This is a genomic window from Arenibacter sp. F26102, assembly GCF_023015865.1.
Classification (GTDB): domain Bacteria; phylum Bacteroidota; class Bacteroidia; order Flavobacteriales; family Flavobacteriaceae; genus Arenibacter.
Map to the genome: position 1 here is coordinate 108,626 of NZ_JALKBC010000015.1, position 18,415 is coordinate 127,040.

Annotated in this window: 17 protein-coding genes; 14 read left to right on the forward strand and 3 right to left on the reverse strand. The window is 37.3% G+C overall.

Annotation, left to right across the window (positions count from 1 at the left end):
• Nucleotides 1–3: 3 nt before the first annotated feature.
• From gldF to dnaN, 3 genes are all read left to right on the forward strand, one after another.
• A complete protein-coding gene (gene gldF / locus MWU78_RS18290; protein WP_247000445.1) occupies nucleotides 4–735 on the forward strand; it encodes a gliding motility-associated ABC transporter permease subunit GldF in 732 nt (243 codons plus the stop codon).
• Nucleotides 735–2,399: a gliding motility-associated ABC transporter substrate-binding protein GldG gene (gene gldG, locus MWU78_RS18295; protein WP_247000447.1), complete on the forward strand. Its 1,665-nt coding sequence runs from the start codon at nucleotides 735–737 to the stop codon at nucleotides 2,397–2,399. The genes gldF and gldG overlap by 1 nt, the downstream gene beginning before the upstream one ends.
• A gap of 146 nt (nucleotides 2,400–2,545) precedes the next feature.
• Nucleotides 2,546–3,664, forward strand: a complete 1,119-nt coding sequence (gene dnaN / locus MWU78_RS18300; RefSeq protein ID WP_247000449.1) for a DNA polymerase III subunit beta — start codon at nucleotides 2,546–2,548, stop codon at nucleotides 3,662–3,664.
• Nucleotides 3,665–3,787: 123 nt separating this feature from the next.
• On the opposite strand, the gene MWU78_RS18305 is transcribed toward dnaN, so the two are convergent.
• On the reverse strand, nucleotides 3,788–4,126 hold the full coding sequence (locus MWU78_RS18305; RefSeq protein ID WP_247000451.1) for a DUF4870 domain-containing protein: 339 nt from the start codon (nucleotides 4,124–4,126) through the stop codon (nucleotides 3,788–3,790).
• Between the two features lie 151 nt (nucleotides 4,127–4,277).
• Nucleotides 4,278–4,763 (reverse strand): hypothetical protein, encoded by a 486-nt coding sequence (locus MWU78_RS18310; RefSeq protein ID WP_247000453.1) that lies wholly within the window; start codon nucleotides 4,761–4,763, stop codon nucleotides 4,278–4,280.
• Between the two features lie 318 nt (nucleotides 4,764–5,081).
• On the opposite strand from MWU78_RS18310, the gene mnmE reads away from it, so the two are divergent.
• From mnmE to MWU78_RS18355, 9 genes are all read left to right on the forward strand, one after another.
• Entirely contained in the window at nucleotides 5,082–6,479 is a 1,398-nt protein-coding gene (mnmE, locus tag MWU78_RS18315) for a tRNA uridine-5-carboxymethylaminomethyl(34) synthesis GTPase MnmE (RefSeq protein ID WP_247000455.1), read from the forward strand.
• Between the two features lie 170 nt (nucleotides 6,480–6,649).
• On the forward strand, nucleotides 6,650–7,804 hold the full coding sequence (locus MWU78_RS18320; RefSeq protein WP_247000457.1) for a site-specific integrase: 1,155 nt from the start codon (nucleotides 6,650–6,652) through the stop codon (nucleotides 7,802–7,804).
• A gap of 266 nt (nucleotides 7,805–8,070) precedes the next feature.
• Nucleotides 8,071–10,593, forward strand: coding sequence for a TonB-dependent receptor plug domain-containing protein (locus tag MWU78_RS18325; RefSeq protein WP_247000459.1), 2,523 nt, complete (start codon nucleotides 8,071–8,073; stop codon nucleotides 10,591–10,593).
• 580 nt (nucleotides 10,594–11,173) lie between these two features.
• Nucleotides 11,174–11,458, forward strand: coding sequence for a helix-turn-helix domain-containing protein (locus tag MWU78_RS18330; protein WP_247000460.1), 285 nt, complete (start codon nucleotides 11,174–11,176; stop codon nucleotides 11,456–11,458).
• The gene (locus MWU78_RS18335; RefSeq protein ID WP_247000462.1) at nucleotides 11,455–12,666 is read left to right on the forward strand and encodes a virulence-associated E family protein; all 1,212 of its coding nucleotides are present in this window, start codon (nucleotides 11,455–11,457) and stop codon (nucleotides 12,664–12,666) included. The genes MWU78_RS18330 and MWU78_RS18335 overlap by 4 nt, the downstream gene beginning before the upstream one ends.
• A 210-nt stretch (nucleotides 12,667–12,876) precedes the next feature.
• On the forward strand, nucleotides 12,877–13,740 hold the full coding sequence (locus MWU78_RS18340) for a toprim domain-containing protein (RefSeq protein ID WP_247000464.1): 864 nt from the start codon (nucleotides 12,877–12,879) through the stop codon (nucleotides 13,738–13,740).
• A 245-nt stretch (nucleotides 13,741–13,985) separates the two neighbouring features.
• Nucleotides 13,986–14,321: a BfmA/BtgA family mobilization protein gene (locus MWU78_RS18345; RefSeq protein ID WP_247000466.1), complete on the forward strand. Its 336-nt coding sequence runs from the start codon at nucleotides 13,986–13,988 to the stop codon at nucleotides 14,319–14,321.
• Nucleotides 14,322–14,536: 215 nt separating this feature from the next.
• Nucleotides 14,537–14,833 (forward strand): type II toxin-antitoxin system HigB family toxin, encoded by a 297-nt coding sequence (locus MWU78_RS18350; protein ID WP_246901833.1) that lies wholly within the window; start codon nucleotides 14,537–14,539, stop codon nucleotides 14,831–14,833.
• 4 nt (nucleotides 14,834–14,837) lie between these two features.
• Complete coding sequence (locus MWU78_RS18355) at nucleotides 14,838–15,200, forward strand: helix-turn-helix domain-containing protein (RefSeq protein ID WP_246901834.1); 363 nt, start codon at nucleotides 14,838–14,840, stop codon at nucleotides 15,198–15,200.
• A gap of 460 nt (nucleotides 15,201–15,660) precedes the next feature.
• Here the strand turns inward: MWU78_RS18355 and MWU78_RS18360 are convergent, their stop codons facing one another.
• On the reverse strand, nucleotides 15,661–16,242 hold the full coding sequence (locus MWU78_RS18360; protein WP_247000468.1) for a tRNA-(ms[2]io[6]A)-hydroxylase: 582 nt from the start codon (nucleotides 16,240–16,242) through the stop codon (nucleotides 15,661–15,663).
• A 789-nt stretch (nucleotides 16,243–17,031) separates the two neighbouring features.
• On the opposite strand from MWU78_RS18360, the gene MWU78_RS18365 reads away from it, so the two are divergent.
• Together MWU78_RS18365 and MWU78_RS22600 are read left to right on the forward strand one after the other, a co-directional pair.
• Complete coding sequence (locus MWU78_RS18365) at nucleotides 17,032–17,379, forward strand: hypothetical protein (protein WP_247000470.1); 348 nt, start codon at nucleotides 17,032–17,034, stop codon at nucleotides 17,377–17,379.
• A 15-nt stretch (nucleotides 17,380–17,394) separates the two neighbouring features.
• Nucleotides 17,395–18,408, forward strand: coding sequence for a vanadium-dependent haloperoxidase (locus tag MWU78_RS22600; protein ID WP_247000472.1), 1,014 nt, complete (start codon nucleotides 17,395–17,397; stop codon nucleotides 18,406–18,408).
• Nucleotides 18,409–18,415 lie beyond the last annotated feature (7 nt).

Here is an 18,415-nt window from a genome sequence, read left to right on the forward strand (position 1 = left end):
TGTATGCTTGCCATATTTAAAAGAGAAATTCAATCATTCTTTACCTCGCCCATTGGTTATCTGGTTATTGGATTATTTTTAGTGCTTAGTGGATTGTTCCTATGGGTCTTTAAAGGACCTTTCAATGTATTTGAATACGGCTTTGCGGATCTAAGCAATTTCTTTCTACTTGCCCCATGGGTATTTCTTTTCTTGATTCCTGCCATAACCATGAAAAGTTTTTCCGAAGAAAAGAAACTAGGTACTTTGGAGCTCCTTTTTATTAAGCCTATTTCTCTCTGGGAAACAGTATTGGGAAAATTTTTAGGTACATTCTGTCTGGCTTTAATAGCCATATTGCCCACACTTCTTTATGTGTATACCATTTCCCAATTAGGTGTTACCATAGGTAATTTGGATATGGGAATGGTCATAGGATCTTATTTTGGCCTGTTGTTCTTGGTTGCCAGTTACACGGCAATTGGGCTATTTGCCTCTACCCTTTCCGAAAACCAAATTGTAGCCTTTATTATTGGTATGGCACTGTGTTTTCTTATGTTTTATGGTTTTGAAAGTTTGGCCACGGTATTGCCTACTAGTCCTGTAATAATTTTTGTTAAAAACCTTGGAATGAAGGCTCATTTTGAAAGTATCGCCAGAGGAGTATTGGATACAAGGGACGCTATATATTTTATAAGTCTCACCTTATTTTTTCTTTATCTGACCATTATTCAACTTAAAAATCAAAATAGATAATGAAAAAGACTTTGTTATCTATCATTAAGGCTGTTTCCCTATTGTTGATCATAAATATTGTGGGTAGTTATTTCTACACTAGGATAGATTTGACCGAGGACAACAGGTATACCCTATCCAAATCGGCTCTTAAGGCTGTAGGTGAATTTGACGCCCCCGTTATAATCGATATTTTACTGGATGGAAATCTTCCTCCTGAATTTATTAAATTGAAGGTGGAGACCCGTCAACTTTTGGAGGAGTTTGCTGCTGAAAACAAGAATATAAAGTTCAATTTTGTTAATCCACTTGAAGGCAATTCACAAATTGATGCCGTTATAACAGATTTGCAAGGGTTGGGACTTACCCCTACCAATGTGACCGTTGAACAGAATGGAAAAGTTTCCCAGGAAATTATTTTTCCTTGGGCCATGGTCAATTACAATAATAGTACGGTAAAGGTTCCCTTGCTAAAAAACAAACTTGGTGCAACCACGGAAGAACGGGTAAACAATTCTGTACAACATTTGGAATATGCCTTTGCCGACGCTTTTGCCAGATTGGACATCAAGGAGAAGAAAAAAATTGCCATCATTAAGGGCAATGGTGAGATGGAGGATATTTTAATGGCCGATTATTTAACCACTATAAAGGATTATTACAATATTGGTGCCATTACCTTAGACTCGGTTGCAACAAATCCTGAAAAGGTTTTGCAACATTTAAAAGGGTTTGATCTGGCCATAATAGCAAAACCTACTGAGGCCTTTACCGATAAGGAGAAATACATAATGGATCAATTTATTACCGGAGGAGGCAAATCTTTATGGCTCATTGATCAAGTCGCTATGGAACTGGACAGTCTCTTCAATGAAAATGGTACCGCCTTGGCTTTGCCACGCAACCTTAACCTTAACGACTTTTTCTTTAAATATGGCGTTAGATTAAATACGGATTTGGTAAACGATCTCTATTTCACTCAAATAGTACTGGCTAGCGGAGAAGGGAACAGTTCCCAATACAACCCCGTCCCATGGTACTACAACCCAATGGTCTTCTCCAAAAACGATCATCCAATAAATAATAACTTGGAAGCGGTAAGGTTCCAATTTACCAGTAGCATGGACACCTTGAACAATGATTATAAGAAACATATATTGTTGACAAGCTCTCCCTTATCCAAAACCGAAGGAGTGCCTAAACCAATTCATCTTGACATCATAAATACCCCGCCGGACAAGAATATATATAATGATGGCAATAAGATATTGGGCGTTTTGATAGAGGGCACCTTTAAATCTACCTTCCTCAATCGTATAAAACCCATAAAGCTAGATAAACCAATAGATCAAGGCCCTGAAAACAAAATGATCATACTTTCTGACGGCGATCTAATTAGAAACCAGATCCGAAATGGTAGACCCTTGGAATTGGGTTACGATAAATGGACGAATAACTTTTTTGGCAACAAGGAATTTCTGATAAATTGCCTTAATTACCTTTTGGACGATTCCGGACTTATAAACATTCGGAATAAGAAAGTTGGCATTCCATTCTTGGATGAGGAAAAAATTAATGACCAAAAAACCAAATGGCAGTTGATTAATATTGGCCTGCCCCTATGTTTGACCTTTATTTTTGGTTTCCTAATACACACCATAAGAAAGAAAAAATATGGGGCATAAGTGTTGATAAGTTTGTTTCCTTAAAAAGGACAATTAAAATATCTTTGTTTTGACTGTGATTCAAGGAATATTGCGGATTCAAACAGATATTTAAGCACTGTTTTAGGTTGTACAATAATGTAGATTCCTTAAAAAAAAATAAACCAATGAAATTTATAGTATCTAGCACTTATTTACTAAAACAACTCCAAGTACTAGGTGGGGTAATTAATAATAGCAACACCTTGCCAATTCTTGACAATTTTCTCTTTGATTTAAATCAGAAGGAGCTTACCGTATCGGCCTCCGATTTGGAAACCACCATGAGTTCTGTATTAGAGGTGGATTCTGACAATGAGGGAACCATTGCTGTACCGGCAAAATTGTTATTGGAAATTTTAAAAACCTTTCCAGAACAGCCCCTTACATTCGTGGTAGAGGATAACAATACGGTAGAGATCAGTTCCAATCATGGTAAATACGCCTTGGCCTATGCAGATGGAGCGGAGTTTCCGAAATCGGTAGAATTGTCCAGTCCGTCCTCCACTACTATAGTTGGTGATATATTGGCTACTGCTATCAACAAGACTATTTTTGCTGCTGGCAACGATGACCTTAGACCTGTAATGAGCGGTGTCTTTTTTCAATTCTCTCCTGAAAGTTTAACCTTCGTTGCAACCGATGCCCATAAATTGGTGAAATACCAACGAAACGATGTAACGGCCTCCAAAGTGGCCGAGTTTATAATGCCCAAAAAACCTTTGAATTTATTAAAAGGAATTTTAGCGGGCAGCGAAACAGAAGTGCTTATTGAATACAACGAAAGCAACGCCAAATTCAGTTTTGAAAATACAATATTGATCTGTAGGTTGATCGACGGTAAATATCCAAATTATGAAGCGGTAATCCCAAAGGAGAATCCTAATAAATTGTCCATTGCCCGCACCCAACTTTTAAGTTCGGTGAGGAGGGTCTCTATATTCTCCAATAAGACCACCCACCAAATACGATTAAAAATTGCTGGGGCCGAATTAAATATTTCCGCAGAGGATATAGATTACAGCAATAAGGCAGAAGAACGTTTAACCTGTTCTTACCAGGGAGACGACATGCAAATAGGTTTTAATTCCAGATTCTTGGTAGAAATGCTGAACAATCTAACCTCGGATGACGTACAATTGGAAATGAGTCTTCCCAACAGGGCCGGCATCCTTACCCCTATTGATGGTTTGGATGAAGGTGAAAATGTTACCATGTTGGTTATGCCTGTAATGCTTAACAGTTAGATAATAAGATTCAATTTTATCATTTAAAGTTGAATTCATAATACACCCCACGCTTTCACTATAAAAAAAGCCGTATTTCAAATGAAATACGGCTTTTTTTGTTTTGATCTATTTCTATTCTCCTTAAACAAACTTTATACTCAGGGGATAATGCGGCCTTTCCCCATTGGATACCTTAATGGCATTAACAATAGGAAATACAAAGCAAAGAATGGCCACTCCAATAATCCCCAAAATTCCTAAACCAAAAAGTAAAATCAAAGGAATACAAATTATGATATATAAAAACATGCTTAATTGAAAATTGATGATCGACTTCCCATTTTCATCCATATTCATAATCGTATCCCTCTGTGTTAACCACAAAATCAAGGGAACGATAAATCCCCCAAATCCTGTTACTATATCCAGCAATTGACTCAAATGGGTCAATACCAATAGTTGTCTGTTTTCTGCCTTCATCGATTACTATTATTAGGTCTAAATGGGTAAAAAAGGTTAAGTATCCTACTTTTCCTTGCTCCCATAATTGGTTGTTGTAATTATAAGACGTATAATTTCAACTTTTGTTACACCAACAGGTTTATCCGGTTTTCAAAGTTTAGTGCATCCACTATTGTTTACGCTCTAATTTTTCCAATTTCTCCCTATCATTCTCAATCCCTTTTTCCAGTTTGTCTATTTTCTTATTTAACTTCTCTATAGCCAAAGGTGACAATTTCCCCTTTTTCTCGTCCTTGATCATTTTCTTCTGAAGCTTTTCAATTTTCCTTTGATCTTTGGCAATAGACCTTCTCTTGGAATCTATGTCCGAAGAAAGTTTTTCCCTCTTTTTTAACTCGTTTTCTGCATTCTTTTGTGCTTTTTCTGCTCTTTTTTGTGCTTTTTCTAACTTCTTGGCTTCCCTTTCTGCCTTTTCTATCGCCTTTTCTACCTTTTTCTGTGCCTCCTGGGCTTCTTTCGCCTCGCGCAAAATTCTTTGCTGCTCCATTTGTGCACTATTTTCAGTTGGAGTTACCGGAACTTCTGTTTCTTGTGCCAAGGAGATTTGGCAGAATAAAGCTACTGCCAATAATGTAATAATTCTGATTGATTTCATATAATCATTTTTAGTTGAATGGCCCTATACAATAGCCTTCAAAGGGATATTTCACCCCCTCTGATATGACATTTAGGTCACCACCAAAATTAGGTCATTTATTCGGGATTAATTATGATTAAAATCATTGTGTTAAATTTTACTCTACCAAAAATAGAAGTTCTAAACCCTTGTTGTATTTGTTGTTTTCAATCATTTTACAAAGTGTTCATGCCTATCTTTCCCGTCTTCCCAAAAAGTAAACCATAGCTGCCAACAATTGGAAATCGGGACAGGATTAAAAATTATAAATCGTATTTTTACCACCAATTTAAATCTATGATTACCAACGACAACATCATTGCTTTGGCCACTCCTTCAGGGGCAGGTGCCATAGCCGTTATCCGAATTTCCGGGAAGGATGCCATTGCCTTGGCCAATTCTTTTTTCAAATCGATTCGAGGAAAAGATTTAAAAAAACAGAAGAGCCATACCATTCATTTGGGACATATTACGGAGAACGATAAGGTGTTGGATGAAGTACTATTATCTCTATTTAAAGGTCCACATTCCTATACCGGTGAAGATGTTGTGGAAATATCCTGTCATGGTTCTCCCTATATTCAACAGCAAATTATTCAACTATTCCTACGAAACGGCTGTCGAATGGCGACTGCAGGGGAATTTACACTACGCGCTTTTTTAAACGGTAAAATGGACCTGAGTCAGGCCGAAGCTGTGGCCGACCTTATTGCCTCGGATAACGAGGCCAGCCACCAGATAGCCATACAGCAGATGCGGGGTGGATTTAGCAATGAAATAAAAAAATTGAGGGACCAGCTTCTGAACTTCGCTTCCCTAATGGAATTGGAACTCGACTTTGCAGAGGAGGATGTAGAATTTGCGGACCGAACCCAGTTTAAAATACTACTGACCAAGATACAAAGAATCTTAAAACGCTTGATAGATTCATTTGCCGTTGGTAATGTCATCAAGAATGGGATTCCCATTGCCATTGTTGGGGAACCCAATGTGGGAAAATCTACCTTGCTCAATTCCCTTTTAAATGAGGAACGGGCTATAGTAAGCGAAATTGCAGGAACTACCAGGGATACTATTGAGGACGAGATTGTAATAGGAGGCATAGGATTTCGGTTTATTGATACCGCAGGTATCCGGGATACCAAAGACGTGGTGGAAAGCATAGGGATAAAAAAGACGTTTGAGAAAATAGAACAAGCCCAGGTTGTGGTGCTATTGGTAGATGGTTGGCAGATGGCAACCGACGCAGCCAAGCTAAAGTCGAGCATAAGGGAATTGGAAAAAATTAAAAACAAATATCCTCACAAACCCTTGGTCGTAATTGCCAATAAGGTGGATATGTTGAATGAGGAACAAATAATAAATCTGCAAGCCCAAATTTCAGAACTGCACCTATTATCCGCGAAAACTGGAAAAGGCGTCGAAGCCCTAAAATCACGTTTGTTGGATTTTGTAAATACGGGAGCCTTGCGCAATAGTGAAACCATAGTAACCAACACAAGGCATTACAGCTCCCTTATAAAGGCTCTGGAAGAGATAGAGAAGGTACAATTTGGAATGGATGAGGATACGCCTAGCGATCTTCTGGCCATAGATGTCCGCGAAGCACTCTACCATTTAGGGGAAATTACAGGACAAGTGACCAATGACGAACTTTTGGGAAATATTTTTGCTAATTTCTGTATCGGAAAATAGACAAGGGTTTTATTTAATATCATTTGATTGCAAATGGCTGTAAATCAATTACTTGTTGATAACTTTTAGATTTTTGATTTCCCATATTCGTCTTATTTTCGTACTTTTTTGTATCCCATCTGTACCTCGAAATAAGTTTTTGAGGTCGAGATACAAAATTTGCACCTCATATGAAAATCCATCTCAGAAAGAAAAAATTGAAAAGTGGAATGACCAGCCTTTATATAGAGTATTATAAAGGCCATACCACCACACCTGAAGGAAAAAGCAAAATTCTCCGAGATTTTGAATACTTAGAGCTCTACTTGACCACTGACCCTAAGACCGCTGCTGAAAGGAAAAAGAATCAAGAACAACTTGAATTAGCCGAACAAATCTTGGCCATTAGAAAAGCCGAAGTGTATCAAGGCAGATACAACATACAGAACGACAATAAGGGTAGACTAAGCTTTATGGATTTTTATGAACAAAAGAAAGAGGAACGCTACCAGACCAAAGGCAATTATGACAACTGGGATGCCGCCCAAAAGCACATAGAGGCCTATTGTCCGGTCCAGATCACCTTAAATGATGTTGATGTGGATTTCATCAAAGGATTTAAAAAATATCTGGATACAGTAGCCGTGACCAAAAGCGAAAAGAAGCTTTCACAAAATACCAAGCACACCTATTTTAATAAATTCAAGGCCTGTCTTAATGCAGCTTTCGATGAAGGCTACCTAAAGGAAAACTACATAAAAAAGGTCAAAGGCTTTACCATGGGAGAATCTACTAGGGAATACCTCACATCGGAAGAGCTCCAAAAATTGGCGGATACCCCATGCAAACTCCCAATCTTAAAACGCGCTTTTCTCTTCTCAGCGCTAACTGGCATACGATGGTCAGACGTCAATAAATTAAAATGGTCCGAGGTTCGTGATGAAGGTATTGACAATTCTGGAATTCCCGTTTTCCGAATTGTGTTTCAGCAAAAGAAAACAGACGGAGTGGAATATCTATATATTTCCCAACAGGCCAGGGAGCTTCTTGGTGAACGGAAAGACCACAAGGAAAGAGTCTTCAAAGGGCTACGTTATAGTGCACATATGAACATGCAATTGCTCAGGTGGTGTATGTTTGCTGGGATAAACAAGCATATCACCTTTCATTCAGCCCGGCACACCAATGCCGTTTTACTTTTGGAAAATGGCGCGGATATTTATACCGTTTCCAAACGTCTCGGACATCGTGAAATTAGAACTACTGAGATCTATGCCAAAATCATCGACAAAAAAATGAAGGAAGCAGCATATTTAATTCCTAAATTATATATGGATTTTCAATAAACACGTTTCATTTATCTTTCGAAGAATCAAGTGTAATTTAAATTAACTCTTGTAATACTTTAAAAGTTTCTCGATATAAAATTTTTGAAATATTATTTTTTACTTTTAAACAGCTAGGTTTTAAACAATTTACCATTCGAATTATAGCTCAATTATCTAATCGGCTATTAACGTATTATCTAGATTGTAATGAAAGATAATCAAAATTAGGGCAGATAGTTGTAGACATATAATTCATCAGATATTCCTTGTTAAACTGACACTATATGGATGAAAGAATAAAAATATTTTTGCTGACAGTATTACCTTTATTTTTTTTGTCAACTCAAATCCTTGCTCAAAAAAATACACAAATTAATATTTTAACGCAGAAACTAGACGTTTACGTAAATAATTTAGCGCCCGAAAAAGTATATATACAAACTGATAAAGATTTCTATATCGTTGGTGATACAATCTGGTTTAAGTCTTATTTGCTGAATGGCGTGACTCATTATGCAAGTGACAAAAGCAACATTGTCTATGTTGAGTTATTAGACGCAAATGGCGGAACACTGGTAAAAAGAAAACTTTATACTGACCATGGAAGTGCATTTGGTGACATACAAATTGACGATTCCATCACGGAGGGGGACTATCGCATACGTGCATACACCAGGTACATGCTGAACGATGAGGACCTAGTTATATTTGAGAAAAAAATTTCAATTTTGACGCGGCCCATGTCAATCAATGGCAAATATAATAGTGTAGAATTAGTTAATTCAGAAAAGGAGAAAAGGCAAGAAAGGAATGTTATGAATTCTAAGATGTCAAAGCCGAACGTTCAATTTTTTCCAGAAGGCGGCAATCTAGTAATAGGCCTCCAAAGCGAGTTGGGCCTAAAAATAACCGACGAATTTGGGAACGGATTAGCCATGAAGGGCCACATTTTTGATCAAAAAGGATATATGATCAAATCCTTTCAAACCTATAATTCCGGTTTAGGAGTCTTTCCTATTACACCTAAATCCGGTACTAATTATTATGCTGAACTTAATATTGACGGTATTTTGCACAGATACTCCTTACCTATAGCATTAGATAAAGGATATGTAATACAACTTAAGAACCAGGGCTCCCAAATAATAATCAAAGTTTCTTCCAATATTGACCAAGGACTCACAGGAACGGTGATATTGGGTCATCTCCGAGGAGAAATCTTCCTTAAACATTCAAAAAAAGATAGCAGTAAATCATCATATTTAATTAAGTTTCCTACTTCTGAATTATCCGAAGGAATTGCTCATTTCACCTTGTTCAATCAGCAGGGAGAGCCAATTTGCGAACGCCTGACCTTTATCAACAATCCAGAAAACGAGATAGATATTACTTTAACAACAGATAAGTCGGATTATAAGTTTCGTGAAAAGGTCGACCTCAAAATGTTTATTGCTGACACCCAAGGAAAACCTTTAAAGGGTGATTTTTCCATAAGTGTCGCCCTCGATAAAAGCTTTGATAAAAACGATTCCAATATTAAAGATTGGTTTTTGTTAAATTCCGATTTGGGTAATACAGGAGAAAACCCAAATTTCTTTTTTAGTGAGGATTCCGATTTCCGGAAAAAATTATTGGATATTTTAATGCTAACTCATGAATGGAAAAGATTCGCTTGGAAATCTTTTCCATTAAACGAATCTAGTAGAGCGCTAGAATTTCTACCAGAGAAAGGGATTATGATCAATGGAGTAACAAGGGCGTTCGATAATCGTAATCAGCCAATAAAAGCCCTTACGACATTGAGTGTTTTGGGACAAGATATATATCAAGAAAAAAGGCTGACTGATGCACAAGGGAGATTTAGCTTCGGACCATTGGTCTTTTTAGATAGTGTTGAGGCCATTATAAATGCATCCTCTTTTATCCATGGTAAAAACAAAAATGAAAAAATCTCAATTTATTTAGATACCGTAATAGCAAAAGTCAATATTGATAATCTGACAGCCAAAGAATCATATAAAAAGACTGTTTCTATTCAAGAGGAACTCATTAAAGATTATAGAGATAAAGTAAGTGGTTTAGAATATTCTCCTAGGGTTACAGCATTATCGGAAGTTGTAGTAAAAGCAAAGAAAAAAACCAGAAAGGAACGTATTGATGAAGAATTAAATAAAATGACAGTTTATGGCACAGCCCAAAATAGATTATTTCCAGATTCGATATCAAGAAGTACATTGCGCAGTGTTTTCGACATTCTAACCCAAGTTCCGGGAGTACAGGTTTTGGGCACTTTCCCGAACCAAAGTGTTCGAATTAGAGGAATGAATAGTTTTAGCTCCTCTGGAGACCCACTTTTCTTAAAAGATGGGGTTCCTGTATCCGCCAATTTCGTACAAAGCACGACATTGAACGATGTGCTGTTTGTGGATATCCTCAAGGGAGGAGAAGCTGCTTTTTATGGGTCTCGTGGTACGAATGGAGTGGTTGCTATATACACAGATAGTGGTCAAAGCTTTGAATCTGGGCTAAAAGAGCAGCCTGATGTTGTCAATTTAGTTATTCCTGGATTCTACAATCCAAGAGAATTTTATCACCCAAATTATGGAGTCAAAAAACCAAACCATAAAATATCGGATTATCGCACTACATTATATTGGAATCCTGAGGTGATAATTACCGAGGAGACAACAACCAAATTAAATTTCTATACTGGTGATGTGCCAGGAAAATTCACCCTTAGACTGGAAGGGGTCACCACTGATGGAAAACTTGTTAGTAAGAATTGTAGCTTTATTATTCTTAACTAGGCTTTGTACTCCTAGAGCGGCCACAAGTTAACTTCTTAAATCTTTCGATCATCCTGCTCTAAAGCTTTATCAACTAGATTTTAGGAAAGTTTTAAAACTAACGCTTTTTGGGCCATTTTATAATAGTATGTCGATTCTTAAAATTCTACATTTATAACAAAATCTGTTGAATCTTATGTTTACATAAGTAATTGTTCACCTGATATTATAAATATAGAGCCTTGGCAAAAGTGAATTTAGCAGGGTCAAAAAACTTAAATCCCCCTTTTTGAGATTAAAAATGTCTTGATTCCTTCATTTTCATTGTTAATAACTACGAAAATTCAAAGAAATAGTCTTTTGTACAGTGACTTGGATTGACATCATTTGATATCATATGACATCAAATAAAATTATAGCGTATTGTCTGCAAAATTAGTTGATGCAATTTGTCGTAATTTACTGTATTACAATTAGTTGTGAATAACTATTATTATTTTTCCTTTTCTTCGCTTGCCTATTTTTATACATTTATACCCACTGCATAGCTGCAGGAAAACAAAAGCGCTTTTGTTCATTTTCAATCTTAAAATCAAAAAAAATGGACAAAATTAAATTAGAAGAAAAACTCGATAGAATTGAAAGTCTCTTATTGGGTTCCAAAAAAGTACTAACCATGGAAGAAGCCTGTGACTACACCGGTATTTCCAGAAGTTATCTCTATAAATTGACCTCTAGAGGAGAAATTCCCTATAGCAAGCCAAATGGTAAAATGATCTTCTTCGACATTGATAAGCTTAACGAGTGGCTTCTACAAAACAGTAGAAAGTCACATGATGAAATTGCTAGTGCGGCACTACAATACACATTCAAAAATAGAAGATGATGGTTTCAGAATATCGAAGCGATTCGCTTTACCACGTCAAGGACCCTCAAAAAAAGACAGTATACGACTACACTATGGAATATCTTGAGGCAAAGTACGACATCACGTACAACGAGATATCGCACGACTTCCAGATAAGCTTTAATGGTTCCAAAGAATGGCAGTACCTGAATCTTAACTCATTGATCATCGAACTGGCCAAAGCGGGCATAGATATTCCGAATGGAAAACTGGAAACCCTCATTCGTTCGGAATGGATTCCCAATTGTAATCCCATTAAGGAATATTTTGAAAATCTTCCGAAATGGGATGGGGAAGACCATATTCTAAAATTGGCCTCCTATGTGCCGACCTATGAAAATGAGGCTTTTAATTATCATTTCAAGAAATGGCTGGTGCGTACCATAAAGTGCGCTTTGGAAAAAAATTACTTCAACAAACAGGCCTTTGTTTTATCCCATAAGGGACAGAACTCCGGTAAGTCCACTTGGTGCCGGTTTATCTGTCCGCCAGAACTGGAAGAGTATATGGCCGAGGATATAAGCAACGACAAGGATGCCAGGATCCAATTATGCCGGAACTTCCTTTACAACCTAGACGAATTGGCCGTTCTTTCCAAAAAGGATGTCAATGCCCTAAAATCATTTTTCTCAAAGACCTTTATCAATGAGCGTTTGCCTTATGACCGAAAGAATACTACCCTACCTCGTATATGCTCTTTTATAGGTTCCACCAATATGCCCTCCTTTCTAAATGATGAAACGGGTTCTGTCCGATGGCTGTGCTTTGAGCTCAAGGACAGGATAGATTTTCGGTACTCTAAAGAAGTGGATATAAGTAAGGTATGGGCACAAGCCTATCACCTGGCCTACTCAGACACCGATTTCAATCCTGAACTGTCCATCACCGATATCCAAGAAAACGAGGAACGAAACAAAAAATATACCAAGTTGACCACAGAGGAGGAGCTGGTGTCCAAATACTTTGAAAAGTCCAACGACCTGGACGATTTTGTCACTGCATCCGACGTACTGGTCAAGCTGAGCTGCCTTAATCTTCGCCTGAACCAGATTAATTTGGGCAGGGCGCTATCCGGATTCAATTTTCAAAGAATAAAACATCCCAAACGGCAGGTTTACGGATATTTGGCCAAACCACTCTTCGTGGGCACCCCTTGGGAAGTGGAACTATCAAAAAACAATGAATAGCTTCTACCTACTTACCTAAAGAACTTTTAGCTCCCAAATGCGGGTGTTTCCTTAAGGTAGGATATATATATACCCTTAATTACCTAGGTATTACCAAACCTACCCAAAGTGGTAAGATGGGTAAGCTCAAAATAATACCCACCTAAGCCATGAACACCAATAAATAAGGATTTAGGTAAGAAGGTAAGGGTAATTTAAAGAAAAGAGCTGATGAAGGAAAAAAGAACCAATAGACTTTCGTGTGAAAGAGCCCGAACTTATCCCATCGAAAAAGCGCTGGCAAAACTCGGGCACTTTCCAACAAAGGAATCTAATAAAGAAGCTTGGTTCCTGAGTCCGTTCCGCTCAGAAACCCAAGCCTCTTTCAAAGTATCCAAGAAACTGAACCGTTGGTACGACCACGGTATTGGGAAAGGGGGAAATGTAATCGATCTGATTTGTCTAATCAACAACTCATCGGTAAAGGAAACCTTGGATTGGCTACAAAACGTTAAGATTTCTTTTTCTTTTCAGCTGCCACTTTTTAAAGAGGACAATCAAGATAAAATCGAGATAAAGTATTTCAAGGAACTGGCCCATTTTGCGCTAAGGGAATATGTAATGAAAAGAGGGATTTCCATATTGACTGCCAGAAAACTGTGCAAGGAAGTCCACTATAAATTTCAGGACAAGATGTATTTCGCCCTAGGACTAGCCAACACCTCCGGAGGTTGGGAATTGCGGAACAAATATTATAAGAATTCCAGCTCCCCAAAAGACGTCACTCACCGCCAGAACGGAAACAGTAGGCTGATCGTTACCGAGGGAATGTTCGATATGTTGAGCCTGATGGAACGGGACAAACATCTAATGGAAGTATATGATCTTTTGATATTGAACTCCCTAGGCTTTATAGAAAAAACGTTTAAGAGGTTTGACGTCTATGAATCGATTATGCTTTATTTGGACAATGACCATGCAGGAAGAAATGCCGTTAAAGTAATGATGCAACAACAGTCAAAATGCATAGATAGATCCAGCTTATACGAGAATTTTAAAGATGTGAATGCATGGTGGATTGCTCAAAACCAATGAACCGAATTGGTAGTTATTCATGATGAGTCTTAGTTGACACAAAGCTAATTCGAACACCAAAGTGTGAGAAATTAGGAATAGCAAGAGGGTAACGGGCAAAGCCACGTTACGTATTTATTTTGGCACTCAAAACAATGATTATCAGTCATTTATAAATATATCAATTTTTCGGATTTTACCAATTTGCGTCAAATGCCCTGTAAACCCCCATGTTTAGGGAATAATTTGCGTCAAAACATAAAATTATGGACTCTTTTAAATGCATTCGTTTTAAGAGGGCAACCGTCAAACGTTTCCAGAAATTCTCATCCACCCATTTTAAATCCCATACGGAAGCCATGGCTACTATGCTCGACTTTTTTTACAATAACGAAATCTCCCCTAAAGAAATATATGGCCCCACCGGAAGAACCATTGAACAAACATTAACAAAACGGATTAATGCTTTTATCGCCATCCTGAGGAATATTGAAAAGACACAAACTAAGCCCACCGTGGAGATGTTAACTTCCTTATTCGAAATGGAAGAGCCCAAAAAGAAGCGATTAATCCTGGAGAAGAAAAGGTTTAAGGAGAGCTAATCAAACTTTCATGAGCGCAAATAAAAAGGTGCGCCCTATCCGATTTTTGCTATACGCTTATCTGCCCGAATACTACAAAAATCGGACAGGAACCATGCGCAAAGTTCTTGGGTAAGATTTGGGGGGTTAAGATAGGTAATAACATTTATTGGAAATAAATATCCATAAATGTAATTTATATAGTATCTTTACGTTTAAATTGAAAATTATATCAAGTGCATGTTATTTCATTTAAAAAACTAAGAGAGTATTTTTCAAAAGAAACTAATGCTAAAGTAGCACTGCAAGATTGGTATAAAAAGACAAACAAGGCTGAATGGGATAGTTTTGCCGATTTAAAGAACACGTTCAATTCAGCTGATAGCGTGGGAAACGGGAGGTTCGTTTTTAACGTCAAGGGAAACCATTACCGAGTTGTTGCCATCGTACGATTTAAGTTCAAGATGGTATTGATACGGTGGGTTGGCAATCACCGGGATTACGACAAAATAAAGAATATAGATAAGCTATAAAGAAATGGGAAAATTAATTGCACACGAAGCATATGTAAAAGCAAATCTTCGCTTAGAAGAGTTGATAGACGTTGTGGATGATACTATGTCAGCTGATAACCCTTTGGCAAAAGAGTTTTTGGAGATTACTGATATTATCGAACAATACGAAGAAATCCATTTCCCCATCGGCTTGCCTACCTTACAGGAAATGATCGAACTACGTATGTTTGAAATGGGACTTAAAAGAAAGGATTTAGCAACTCTCTTAGATACAAGCGCCTCCAGAATAAGTGACTACTTAAACGGGAAAAGAGAGATTACTTTGAACGTTGCAAAAGCCTTACATCAAAAATTAAATATTGATAGTGATATAATACTTCAATAGTTGCCAATTGTATTGCATGAGCCGATTACGACATTTAATCGGCTCATATGGCATTATTCTATATATTTATTACTTAATCTTCTGATTTCCATAAGACCTTAAAAATAAGGCGAGTATGACTTTTAGTTGATATCGAAAAATGTAGTTTTGTACCTCATGTGTACCTCGAAGCTTGGGAACCCCTGTAAAATATGGGTTCGTTACTTTCTGTATCGGGAAATAGATAAACCATCTCCTATTTCTGCTAAGTATTACTGGAGGAACCGAATAAATGCCCTAATATTTGAGTTGCCATAAGGATTATCAGGTGTTCCTAGGTTTGATTCCAAGCTACAAAAAGTAATTTTCTTATTTTGAATAAGTCTTGAGAATTCCTCCGCTGGCGATTACCTGTGACTAATGCCCCACAATAGTAGGCCAAAGGCTTTGAAGTTTACAACTTTAAAGCCCAACATATTTTTTATCCGTGTATTGTTTCTTCTTTTCCGTAGTTTTTTATCACTTCAGCTTCAAATTCAACAAGCTCTTGCCAGCGTTTGTCTACATCTATATTTTGGCCGTATTTGCGAGCAAAGCCAATAAAAGTGGTATAATGGCCTGCTTCACTAATCATTAGATCGTGGTAGAATTTAGAAAGTTCCGGGTCCTTTATTTCTTTTGAAAGTAGTTTAAAACGTTCACAACTTCTCGCTTCGATCATAGCGGAAAACAAGAGTCTATCCACCATCGAATTAAGTCTACTGCCACCTTTGTTCATAAACTTATAAAGCTCGTTTACATAGCTGTCTTTGCGCTCTCTGCCCAAGGTGTAACCGCGCTTTTTAATGATATCATGTACCATTTGAAAATGTTCTAATTCTTCTTGGGCCAAAAGGAGTAAATCGGTTACTAAATCGGGGTATTCAGAATTAAGTGTAATAATAGTAATCGCATTGGTAGCGGCCTTTTGTTCACACCATGCATGGTCTGTTAGTATCTCTTCTATGTTTTTTTCAACAATATTCACCCAACGTGGGTCTGTTGCAAGTTTTAAATGGAGCATGGGCTAATATTTTTGTAAAAATAGGAATTAGCTGTAAAAGAATTCATTATTCCGTAACTCTTTACAAAGTGTACTTTTTTGTCCGGAGTTATTTGTGCTACGCAATTTTTATTATCCTCTTTGAAAGTTTAAATAAAGAATATTATAAGTAATAAATACTGTTGGATTAATTTTTGATTTTATAGGAGTCATTATGCTTCTTTAATTCGGATTGCCTGCCGATGTCGAAAAAGACGGTGCTATCCAAATGGCATTCCAAGGTGAAGATAAAACTGAGAAGAAAAAATATAAGAAATATGAAATTGGGGCCGGAATTAGACTCTTACTTTTGATTATTGGATTTGCGATACAACTAATATCAAACTATATCAAATAAAGGATGATGAAACTTGAAAGCTTGTTTAATGAGTTTGCTAAAACAAATAGTTTATCCACACTAGAGGGTCTAAAATCAAAAATTGATAAAGAACTATCAAAGCTGTCCAAATTCGATGATAAAAGAAAAAAACTTTGGGAAACAGGCGTGTGATTTTCATTAGATCAATCTGTCTTACATCACTGCACAGAACATTTAAGAAAGAATAGAGGGGTTATTCTAGGGGATAATTAATTTTCGTGAAATTCTAGGTCAACTTTCTTAAAATCGGTTTGGTTTGAGATGGAATTATCAATTCCGTTTGTCGATCAAAATGCTTCCTTCTTACCTCAAAAACGGTTATACATCATCGCTATAATTTACGGATAAGGGAATGATTTATTTTTATTATGAAATCCTAAAAATTTACTGTCATGAAAAGAAATGTAAAGCTTTTTGGTCGCACTGTAATTATGTTACTCGCAATCAGTGCTTGCGAAACAGACAATTTAGATGAGGATCCGATCCCTGTACCAGATTCGAAATTACTGTATAATGAAATGATAAGATCATATAACAATGAAATGGTTTTAAAGTGGGACAATGCCATTAGTTTGGCCATTGATAATTTGGTTCCGCCTCCCCCGGAATCTAGGGCATATGCCATTGTAACCTTGGCAATGCATGACGCATTGAATAATGTTATTCCAAAGTATGAAACATACGCCCTGGATAATAGTGCGGTAGACCTAGAGGGCGTTTCAAAGGAGGTAGTATCATAAATTGCAGATGCAGCGGTGTCACAGGCTGCACATGATGTACTTGTCATTGTGGCTCCAGATAAGAAGACCGATGCCGACAGTCTTTTGGTGGAATGCCTCTCAAAAGTCGAGAATTCAAGTTTTAAAGAGGAAGGAATAAGAATAGGTATAGAGGCAGCGGCCGCTATTTTGGAAAAAAGGCTAAACGATTTAAAGCCTAAATTTTCCACTTCGGATCAAGGAACACTGCCAGGTGAATATAGGTCCTATATGCCATGGGCTATAGCCAATTTTCCAATTTGGCCAGAAAATGCCGTATATGCTCCGGCTTGGGGAACAGTCGAAACCTTTGGCACTAATACAGGAAAACAGTTTAGACCTGGTCCACCATATCCGATGAATTCTCCCATATACGCTTCTGATTATGATGAAGTTAAGTCTTTGGGATGCAACGAATGCCCTAATCGAACACAAGAGCAATTAGACATGGGAGCATTTTTTATTGAGAATTCCCCAAGTGCCATGAATCGTATTGCCAGAACTTTTGCAGTTAATGAAAAGCTTAACGGGTTTGAGACCGCTAGGCTTCTTGCCCTAACCCATATGGTTCAAGCAGATATGCACATAAGTATTTTTGATGCCAAATATTTCTATAACAGCTGGAGACCCATTACTGCGATAAGGGATGGAGAGAACGATGGAAACGATAATACACCTGGAGATCCCAACTGGATTATACCTCAACGTCCGGAAGTAAGACCAACGCCACCAACACCTGCTTACCCATCCTCGCACGCCGCGAATGGTGGAGCTGCGGCAGAATTGTTCAAATTGTACTTTGGTAATGACAGAAAATCCTTTACCATTGAAAGTATTAGTCTTCCAGGGACAAAAAGAAGCTATGAAAGTTTCTCCCAACTTGCGGATGAAATTTCACTTTCCAGAATATATATAGGTTATCATTTTCGGCAAGATATAATCGAAGGTGAAAAAATGGGGAGACAATTGGCTGAATTTGTTTATCATAATAATCTTATGGAATTAAAATAAAGTCCAT